Source organism: Rhodoferax sp. OV413 (genome assembly GCF_945881795.1).
Classification (GTDB): domain Bacteria; phylum Pseudomonadota; class Gammaproteobacteria; order Burkholderiales; family Burkholderiaceae_C; genus Allorhodoferax.
Window position 1 is genome coordinate 1 of record NZ_CAMCVG010000087.1, and the last position, 8,880, is coordinate 8,880.

At 64.0% G+C, this 8,880-nt stretch carries 13 protein-coding genes; 3 read left to right on the plus strand and 10 right to left on the minus strand.

Annotated features, from left to right (window positions below):
* Positions 1 to 644, plus strand: a 644-nt coding sequence (locus Q0O05_RS10030; RefSeq protein WP_293662632.1) for a cytochrome d ubiquinol oxidase subunit II, incomplete at its 5' end; no start/stop codon positions are given.
* Positions 645 to 647: 3 nt separating this feature from the next.
* Here Q0O05_RS10030 and nhaR read toward each other — a convergent pair.
* The gene (gene nhaR / locus Q0O05_RS10035; protein ID WP_293662634.1) at positions 648 to 1,541 is read right to left on the minus strand and encodes a transcriptional activator NhaR; all 894 of its coding nucleotides are present in this window, start codon (positions 1,539 to 1,541) and stop codon (positions 648 to 650) included.
* A gap of 129 nt (positions 1,542 to 1,670) precedes the next feature.
* On the opposite strand from nhaR, the gene Q0O05_RS10040 reads away from it, so the two are divergent.
* Positions 1,671 to 2,192 carry an Rrf2 family transcriptional regulator gene (locus tag Q0O05_RS10040; protein ID WP_293662635.1) on the plus strand — a complete coding sequence of 174 codons (522 nt, stop codon included), beginning with the start codon at positions 1,671 to 1,673 and terminating at the stop codon, positions 2,190 to 2,192.
* Positions 2,193 to 2,295: 103 nt separating this feature from the next.
* Here Q0O05_RS10040 and Q0O05_RS10045 read toward each other — a convergent pair whose 3' ends face one another.
* The 8 genes from Q0O05_RS10045 to Q0O05_RS10080 form a co-directional block, all read right to left on the minus strand.
* Entirely contained in the window at positions 2,296 to 2,634 is a 339-nt protein-coding gene (locus tag Q0O05_RS10045; protein ID WP_293662636.1) for a TIGR01244 family sulfur transferase, read from the minus strand.
* A 51-nt stretch (positions 2,635 to 2,685) separates the two neighbouring features.
* On the minus strand, positions 2,686 to 2,994 hold the full coding sequence (locus tag Q0O05_RS10050) for a copper-binding protein (protein WP_293662638.1): 309 nt from the start codon (positions 2,992 to 2,994) through the stop codon (positions 2,686 to 2,688).
* A gap of 94 nt (positions 2,995 to 3,088) precedes the next feature.
* Positions 3,089 to 3,565: a cupredoxin family protein gene (locus Q0O05_RS10055; protein WP_293662640.1), complete on the minus strand. Its 477-nt coding sequence runs from the start codon at positions 3,563 to 3,565 to the stop codon at positions 3,089 to 3,091.
* A gap of 32 nt (positions 3,566 to 3,597) precedes the next feature.
* Positions 3,598 to 5,010, minus strand: a complete 1,413-nt coding sequence (locus Q0O05_RS10060; protein ID WP_293662642.1) for a copper oxidase — start codon at positions 5,008 to 5,010, stop codon at positions 3,598 to 3,600.
* 31 nt (positions 5,011 to 5,041) lie between these two features.
* Positions 5,042 to 6,226 carry a hypothetical protein gene (locus tag Q0O05_RS10065; RefSeq protein ID WP_293662643.1) on the minus strand — a complete coding sequence of 395 codons (1,185 nt, stop codon included), beginning with the start codon at positions 6,224 to 6,226 and terminating at the stop codon, positions 5,042 to 5,044.
* Entirely contained in the window at positions 6,223 to 6,549 is a 327-nt protein-coding gene (locus Q0O05_RS10070) for a hypothetical protein (RefSeq protein WP_293662644.1), read from the minus strand. Before Q0O05_RS10070 ends, Q0O05_RS10065 begins: the two co-directional genes overlap by 4 nt.
* 93 nt (positions 6,550 to 6,642) lie before the next feature.
* Positions 6,643 to 7,041, minus strand: coding sequence for a hypothetical protein (locus tag Q0O05_RS10075; protein ID WP_293662646.1), 399 nt, complete (start codon positions 7,039 to 7,041; stop codon positions 6,643 to 6,645).
* Positions 7,042 to 7,105: 64 nt separating this feature from the next.
* Entirely contained in the window at positions 7,106 to 7,360 is a 255-nt protein-coding gene (locus Q0O05_RS10080; protein ID WP_293662648.1) for a hypothetical protein, read from the minus strand.
* 112 nt (positions 7,361 to 7,472) lie between these two features.
* On the opposite strand from Q0O05_RS10080, the gene Q0O05_RS10085 reads away from it, so the two are divergent.
* Complete coding sequence (locus Q0O05_RS10085) at positions 7,473 to 8,375, plus strand: DMT family transporter (protein WP_293662650.1); 903 nt, start codon at positions 7,473 to 7,475, stop codon at positions 8,373 to 8,375.
* Positions 8,376 to 8,447: 72 nt separating this feature from the next.
* On the opposite strand, the gene Q0O05_RS10090 is transcribed toward Q0O05_RS10085, so the two are convergent.
* Positions 8,448 to 8,880 (minus strand): sulfate ABC transporter substrate-binding protein (locus Q0O05_RS10090; protein ID WP_293662652.1); only part of this gene is annotated, 433 nt, incomplete at its 5' end.

An 8,880-nucleotide genomic window follows, 5' to 3' on the forward strand; every position in this document is an offset into this window, starting at 1 on the left:
TGGGCTCATTGCTGGCCGGCTGGTCGCAAGGTTTTATGTTGGGGCAGCTCATCACCGGTTTTAAACAAGACACGCCGGGCTACGTGTTTAGTGCCTTGATAGGGTTTTGTTTGGTGTTTGCTTACCGGTTGCTGGGTGCGGGCTGGCTCATCATGAAAACCGAAGGTGAGCTCCAACTCAAGGCTGTGCGGTGGGCAAAAAATAGCTTGTGGCTCACCGCCGCGGGGGTGCTGGCAATTTCGGTGGCCACGCCTTGGGTGAGTCAGCGTATTTTTGACAAGTGGTTCAGTTTTCCCAACCTGCTCATGCTGTTGCCGATTCCCGCGATGACATTGGGCTTGTTTCTTGTCATCGGTCGCAGCTTGGGCCGCTTGCCTACCCGCCTTGCGCAAGGCAATCAATACGGCGCTGCGGTGCCGTTTGCCAGCACGGTAGGAGTGTTTCTGCTTTCCTTCTATGGCCTGGCTTACAGCCTGTTCCCTTGGTTGGTCATCGACACACTCACTATTTGGCAAGCTGCCAGCGCGCCTGAAGCATTGATGGTCATTTTTTATGGTGTGGTGGTGGTCTTTCCCGTCATCATTGCCTACACGGCCTACGCGTATCGGGTGTTTTGGGGGAAGTCGACGCAACTCCACTACTAGCGGTTAGCCAAACAACTGCCCCCGAGCGGTTTTCGTAATCGCCACCACGCAGGGGTGGGTGATGCGCCGCTCCACCGACACCGCAAAAAACTCCTCCACCAGCTCGTCGCTGCGGCCAATCACCTCGACGCCGAATTGCTCCACGATGTCGGCCTCCATCACCGTGGGCGCCATGAACACGCCGCGCCCTTTGCGGCCGAAGGCGGTCATCAGCGCGCCGTCGTCAAATTCGCCGATGGTGCGGGGGTGTAGCTGGTGGCGGCTCAGCCAGCCTTCCCACTGCTGGCGCACCGAAGCCTGCGCACCTTGAATGAGCATGGGCGCGTCATTCAGGCAGCCTGGAAAATCGCCCTTTAACGTGCTGCGCAGCTGCGGCGCGCAAAAAAAGCTCATCGGCGTGCTGCCCAGCGGGTGGTTAAACGCCTTCACGCTCATCCGCTTGGACATGGGCTCATCGGCAATCACCAGGTCCAGCTGGTTGAGCGCGAGTTTGGCCAGCAGGTCGGAGAACTTGCCCTCGCTGCAGATCATGCGCACCGGCTCCTCCATGGTGAGCGCCGGCTCCAGTAACCGGTAGGCCAGTGACTTGGTCACCGAGTCCGCCACGCCAACCTTGAAGTCCAGCACCCGGTGCTTGCCGCGCGGCAGCCGCACCACGTTCTCCAGCTCCGCGCCCAGCGCGAAGATCTGGTCGGCGTAGCCCAGCGCCAGCCGGCCGTCATCGGTCAGCTCCATCTGGCGGCCGCTCTTTTGAAACAGCTTGCGGCCCAGCCACTCCTCGAGCAGCTTGATCTGGCCCGACAGCGTTTGCGGCGTGGTGTGCAGCTGCTCGCCGGCGCGCATCACGCCGCCGGCCTTGGCAGTCACCCAAAAATAATGGAGGTGCTTAAAGTTCATGGTCTACGCCTTGGAAAAAGTAAATTACTGCGCAAAAAACTTACTAAAAATTCACAAAATACGAATTTACACGAAGCATAGGCCCTTCTACATTTGCTGTCATTAGCTGTTCATCGAAGGAGACTCTGTATGCGACTCAGCACACGCGGACGTTTTGCCATCACCGCCATGATCGACCTTGCCCTGCGCGAGAGCGGCCAACCCGTGCCCCTGCAGGAAATCGCGCTTCGGCACCGCATTTCGCTGTCCTACCTGGAGCAGGTGTTTGCCAAGCTGCGCCATGCCGGGCTGGTGGAGAGCACCCGCGGCCCCGGCGGCGGCTACTCCCTCGGATTTCGCGGCGACCGCATCACCGTGGCCGACATCATTTGCGCGATCGAAGACGCCGAATCCCCGGGCCGCGACACCTCCAAGAGCGCGCACGACATGACGCGCGATCTATGGGCCGCCCTGCAAAGCACGGTGCTCGCGCACATGCGCACCATCACCCTGCACAGCCTGGCGCAAGAGCAGCAGGCCAAAGGATTTGCGGTGAAGGAAAGCAAGGTTCCCAAGAAAGGCGTCCTGACCAAGCGAAAGCCTGAGGCTGCCCGCGCCCATGTACCCAACTCGGTGTTTGCGCTGGGCCAGGCCCTGCCGCTCAAGGCCTAAACGGGCCTTGTGTCAGGCCCGAAAAAGGGCAAAAAACACCGTTTACCCATACAGACCGTGCGTTAGCAGCTATCAAAACCAGAGCAAACAAGCCCGGAGTGAATCAGTCCTGGGTGAAGACGAACAGCTGAGTAGATCGCGCGCCGGAGCGGCAAAAAGCCAGCACCGGTGCCTGGGCGGCAGCCAGCGCCTGCTTCATGGTGGCCACCTCGTCGGTGGTAATGGCTCCAGCCACCACCGGCAGAAACACATAGTCCAGCCCAGCCGCCTGCGCGGCCGCCTGCATGGCGGCGTGGGCCGGCTGGTCGGCGCCGCCCTCAAAGTCGGGGCGGTTGTTGATCACGGTTTTGAAGCCCATGGCAGCGGCAGCGGCCATGTCGGCGGGCCCGAGTTGCGGCGCCACATAAAACTCAGGGGTTACGGCTCGTACAGGTAGGGTCATGGCGGTTCATCCTTTGAGCACGAGTTTAGCGGGGCGCTTTACGGGTCCGCTTCACTGGTCCGTTTCAATGCGGGTGACGATCAGTTTGCCATCCTGCTGGATGACATCGAAGCGGATCTTGTCTCCCGGCCGCGCGCGTTGAAGCAGGGCCTTGTCCCTGACGGTGAACACCATGGTCATGGGCGGCATGTCGAGTGAGGGAATATCGCCGTGCTTGATGGTGATTTTGGCGGCAGCCTCGTCAATTTTGCGGACCTCGCCCCGCGCCAGCTCGTCTGTGCCCTGCGCCCACACCGAGGTGGACCCCAAGACCCAGGCCATGACCAGGCCGGCGCAGCGATTCACGTGTGAAGTCGTCATCGAAGAGCCTCTCAGCGGTAGCGTTGAAAAACAGCGCTGCCGCCGTTGCCGGCTCCAGCACCACATAACCGCCCACCAGCACGCCAGGTTGTCCTCATTTGGAGGCCTCTACCTTGACCGCGCCCTTCATGCCCGCCTCATAGTGACCGGGGTGCAGGCAGGCAAAACTCACCGTGCCCGCCTTGGTGAATTGCCAGATGACCTCGCCAGTCTGGCCCGGGGCGACACTGGCGATGTTGGGCTCGTCGTGCTCCATCTCGGGAAACTTCTTCATCAGGTCGTAGTGGGCCTTCAGGTCTTTCTCGGTGCCGAGGTTGAACTCGTGCTTGAGCTGGCCCGAGTTTTTGACGACAAAACGCACGGTCTCGCCACGGCGCACGGTGACCTTGGCCGGAGAGAAGCGCATGGCGTCGCTCATGTCGATCTGCACCGTGCGACTCACCTTGGCGGCCACTCCGGGCTTGCCTATGGCTTCGGTGCCGTGGCCCCCGCCGTGGCTTCCAGCAGCAAAAGAGCCGAAAGCGTACGCCAGCATAGCGCCAGCAGCTATGGATTTGATAGTGTTGTTCATGGTGTTCAGAAGTGTGTGAGAGTGAAAACGGATCAATGCTTCATCGAGCCCATGGGCTTGCGCACCTGGACCCGGGTGTCGTGGTGGGGCGGCTGCGCCAGCGGCATGCTGCCCGTCCCCTCGGCCTGAAAGCGCGCCGGGTCGGGCAGGGCGCCGGCCCACTCAAAGGCACGGGTGCCCGGGGGCTGCGGGTACCAGCCGGGGTCCTGGTAGTCGCCCGGCTTCTTGTCCTTGCGCACCTTCAAGATGCTGAACATGCCGCCCATCTCCACCCCGCCGTAGGGGCCGGTGCCGGTCATCATGGGGGCGGTGTTGTCGGGCAGGGGCATCTCCATCGCGCCCATGTCGGCCATGCCGCGTTCTCCCATCACCATGTAGTCCGGCATGGCGCGCTGCAGCTTGCCCACCAGGCCGCGGTGGTCCACGCCGATCATCGTGGGAACGCTGTGGCCCATGGCGTTCATGGTGTGGTGGCTCTTGTGGCAGTGAAAGGCCCAGTCGCCCTCCTCGTCGGCCACAAACTCCAGCTGCCGCATCTGCCCCACGCCGATGTCGGTGGTGACTTCGGGCACCCGTGCGGCCAGGGGCCAGGGGCCGCCGTCGCTGCCGCTCACCTCAAACTCGTGGCCATGCAGGTGGATGGGGTGGTTGGTCATGGTCAGGTTGCCTACCCGGATGCGCACCCTGTCGTTGTGCCGGACGTTCAGGGTGTCGATGCCCGGGAACACCCGGCTGTTCCAGCTCCAGATGTTGAAGTCCAGCATGGTCATGATTTTGGGTGTCAGGCTGCCGGGGTCAATGTCGTAGGCGCTAAGCAGGAAGCAAAAATCGCGGTCCACCTCGCGGATCAGCGGATTCCTGACCTTGGGGTGCGTCACCCAGAAGCCCATCATGCCCATCGCCATCTGCGTCATCTCGTCGGCATGCGGGTGGTACATAAAGGTGCCGGGGCGGCGCGCCACAAACTCATAGACAAAAGTTTTTCCCACCGGAATGGCGGCCTGATTCAGGCCCGACACGCCGTCCATGCCGTTGGGCAGGCGCTGGCCGTGCCAGTGAATGCTGGTGTGCTCGGGCAGCTGGTTGGTGACGAATATGCGCACGCGGTCGCCTTCCACCACCTCGATGGTGGGGCCGGGGCTTTGGCCGTTGTAGCCCCACATGTTGGCCTTGAAGCCAGGCGCCATCTCGCGCACCACCGGCTCGGCCACCAGGTGGAATTCCTTGACGCCCTGGTTCATGCGCCAGGGCAGGGTCCAGCCGTTCAGCGTAACGACCGGGTTGTAAGGCCGGCCGCTGGCAGGTACCAGCGGCGGCATGGTGGCGGCGGAGTTTTGCACCACCGGCTCGGGCAGCGCAGCCAGCGCCACACGGCTGACCGAGGCGGCTGCGACCGCGCCCATGGCAGTCGCGGCAGCACCACTGAAAAAATGACGTCGGTTCATACAGATCCTGTTCTAGGGGTGTGGCGGGCGCTCAATGCGCCGCCTGTTTATTTGCGCCGGGCCGTGCGGTGGCAGATGCGGCCGCTGGTGCGGTCGCGTTGCCCTCGGGCGCCACGCCGGCCAGTACCGCCTGTACATCGGCAAACGCAAGCCAGTAGTCGCGCAGTGCCTCCAATGCGTCCTGCTCGGCCTGCGTGCGCATGCGGCTGTCCGCTAGCACTTCAAACACACTGGTCAGCATGCCGTTGTAGCGAAGGGTCAGCTCCTCGTGGATGAACTGGCGCAGCGGCAGTACCTCGGTCTGCAGGTGATGGGCCATGTCCCACCGGGTGTGCAGACCAAACGCCGCCGCGCGCGCTTCGCTGCGCACCTGGATGGCTTCGGCACGTATGCGCGCAGCGTCGCCCAGGGCGTCCCATCGCTCATCTACATTCGACGGCACGGCTTCTGCCAATTTCTGTTGCCAGTTCAGCCGCCCGGCCTGCAGGCTGCTGCGCGCAGCCACTGCGCCGGCCTCTAAGTCCGCCCTATCTGGCGGACTGGCGGGTAATGCGGGCAGCGCCGTGGTCAGGGTGAAGCCGGTCTGATTGCCCCACAGTCCCAACACCCGGATGAGGTGCTCGCGCGCGGCAAAGGCCGCCTGCTCCCCCCGGGCCAGGGCCATCGTGGTCTCCGACAGCGTTGCCTGGCTCTGGGCTTGCGTGAGGCGGCTCGCATTGCCCGCGCGGACCATGCGGCGGGTGAGCTCGTCGGCGGTGTCAGCAGTGGCCCGGGCCTCGCGCAGGAGCGCTGCGCTGCGTTCGGCGCTCACCGCCGAAACCCAGGCCCTGAACGCGCGCAGCCCCAGGAGGGTGGCCTCGTCGCTGGCGCGCAGGCGTGCGGGAAAACTGCCTCCCTGCAGGTCCGTGATGCCCCGGCCCTCGGCGCCAAGTAGCATTTGCAAGTCGGGGCTGTTGAGCAATGCAATGCGTATGGCGTCTGCGCCTTGCAGCGGGCCTTGCAGCAAGCGCGCCAGGTCCTCGCTGCCGTTGTAGGTCGGGCTGGCCAGGCGCAGCGCGCCGGCCCCGGGCGCCAACAGGCCGCTCAGGCGGCGCTGCACATCCGACTGCAGGCCCTGCACCCCGCCGTCCAGCGGTGCCGCATCGGCGTGGGCGTAGCCCAGCAGCAGAATCAGAAACCACGGCCGCACAGCCTTTAGGAGCCGCGCACCCGTCATGGCTGCTCCTTGGGTGGGGTGGCGCGGGCTTTTTCCCAGTTCAGCAGGTCGATATGACCGCGCTGAAACTGCCCGACGGCCTTGTTGGCCGCCTTCCAGTTGCCGCCGCCCTGTTCCACACCGCGTGGGAAATCGGCGAATACCGACCGGTACTCCAGCGGCGGCACGGGGCTGGCGGCATCACTGGCCTGCAGCGTGTGGGCAGACACGGTTGGCACCGGCCCGGTGGGCTGGGCCAGGGCCGGGGCGGATATAAAAATTGCGAGGCCCAGGCGGGCTCCTGCAAAACACATAAAACGCTGACGCGAACGCGGAGAAAGCATGGTGGGGTTCCTGATCCAAGTTAAAAACACCCCCTCTGCCGGCTGCCTGGTGCAACCAGCGGGGGGACTACAGGCCCACTACGGGCCGTGGACTCAGGAAATGGGTGGTTTTTGGGCCAATGCTGCCGAGGCACTGACAAAGTGGTCGCTGCGCCGGGAGGCCTGCGTTTGCGAGCCCAGTACTGGCAATGCGATGTGCAGGTCGGCGGGGAGCGCAGCTGTCGCGCACATCTGGCACAGGCCGCAGTTCTTGCATCCATCGTGCGAGGCGGCTTCCGTGGGTTGCGCCGGCTGCGCAGCGGCATTCCCGGCGTCCAACGCTTCGTCGCAATGGTGAGCCGAGTCGTGCGCGTCTCCCGCGTCCCACAGGCTGGCGACAACGGTGGTCAGCCCGGTGGCCACAGGGGTGGCCATGTGGCTCGCCATGAGCTCACCGGCAATGCCGCGCAAAGGCGCCAATGTAATCAACAGAATCAGAACGAAAGTCCGCATTAGCAAATGATACGCCGCAGGCCTGTTTTGCGGGACTACACGCTGTGCAATCCCCGGATTGTCACTAAGGCCACCGCAACCAGGCCGCAATGCCGGCCGCCACCAGCACGATAAAGCCAATCAGCCAGCGCTGGATGGTGCGGGTTTGCAGGCAGTCGGTGCAGATCCCGCCAGCTTTTCCGTTCGCGCTGGGCGGGCCGCCACAGGCGTAGCAGCGCCGCGCATGAACCCAGGCCCTGCGCCGTTTGGAGCGCCAGGCATACAGCGCCACCAGCACCAGCGTGAGCAGCAAAACAAAGTTCAGGCTTATCTTGCCCATGGGCGGCTCGGCTGGGTGGGTGCGGTGCGGCGCCGGGGTTTCGGTAGGTCGGTCATGGCGTGTGTCGGGCTGCCCCCGACTGTATCGCCACGGCGGCCCTTAAGATGCCGCAATGCAACATAGCCAGAATCCCGCACGCCCCACGGCGTCTTCCGCGCGGGCCGCGCTCTACCCCCTTTTGTTTGTCGCCCTCTGGAGCACCGGCTTCATTGGTGCGAAGCTCGGCCTTCCGCATGCGGAGCCGCTCACATTTCTGAGCACGCGCTACGCCATCGTCATGCTGCTGATGGGGCTGGTGGTGTGGCGCTCCAGCGCGCCCTGGCCCGCCAGCTGGCGGGCGGCCTGGCACATCGGGGTGAGCGGGGTGCTGGTGCATGGGGTGTATCTGGGCGGCGTGTTCATTGCCATCGGCCACGGCCTGCCGGCGGGTGTGGCGGCGCTGGTGGTGGGGCTGCAGCCGCTGCTTACCGCGCTGGGCGCGGGCTGGATGCTGGGCGAGACAGTGCGCCCCGCGCAGTGGGCCGGCCTGGCTGCAGGATTTGCCGGCGTGGCACTGGTGGTGGCGCACAAGGTAGCTGCGGGCGCCGGTGCTGCCACGCTGTGGACGCTGCTGCTGCCGGTGGGGGTTGCGCTGTTGTGCATCACCGCGGGCACGCTGTACCAGAAGCGTTACTGCCCGAGCTTTGACCTGCGTACCGGCTCGCTGATCCAGTTCCTGCCCTGCGTGCTGCTGACCGGGCTGGCCGCGGCGGCGACCGAGACCATGCACATCGACTGGACGCCTTCGTTTGTGTTCGCGCTGGGCTGGCTCTCGCTGGTGTTGTCGCTGGGCGCGGTCACGCTGCTCAATGTGCTGATCCGCACTGGCAGCGCGGTCAATGTCGCCAGCCTGTTTTACCTGGTGCCACCCTGCACGGCACTGGTGGCCTGGGCCCTGTTTGGCGAGACCCTCACCGGCCTGGCGCTGGTGGGCATGGGCCTCACCGTGTTCGGCGTGTGGCTGGCGCGCAAGTAGCCCTTGTACGGACAGCGCTCCTGTTTTGATAGCTGCTTGCGCAATATTGGCGCTGGCCATCCGCCGTTTTGATTACTTTTTCGTGTAAATCTGGTCAAAGCTGCCGCCGTCGGCAAAGTGGTCTTTGTCGGCCTTTTCCCAGCCGCCAAATGCGTCGTCAATGGTGAACAGATTGAGCTTGGGCAGTTGCTTGGCGTACTTGGCCTGCGCCTTGGCGCTGGTGGGCCGGTAGAAGTTTTTGCCGATGATGTCCTGTGCCTCCTCGCTGTAGAGGAACTTCAGGTATTCCTCGGCCACAGCGCGGGTGCCCTTGCGGTCGACGTTTTTGTCCACCAGCGTGACCGGAGGTTGGGCCAGAATGCTCAGCGAGGGGTAGACAAAGTCCACCTTGCTGCCGAATTCCTTGTCCAGCAGGTAAGCCTCGTTTTCCCAGGAGATGAAAACGTCGCCCTGGTTGCGCTGGGCAAAGGTGATGGAAGAACCCCTGGCGCCCGTGTCCAGCACC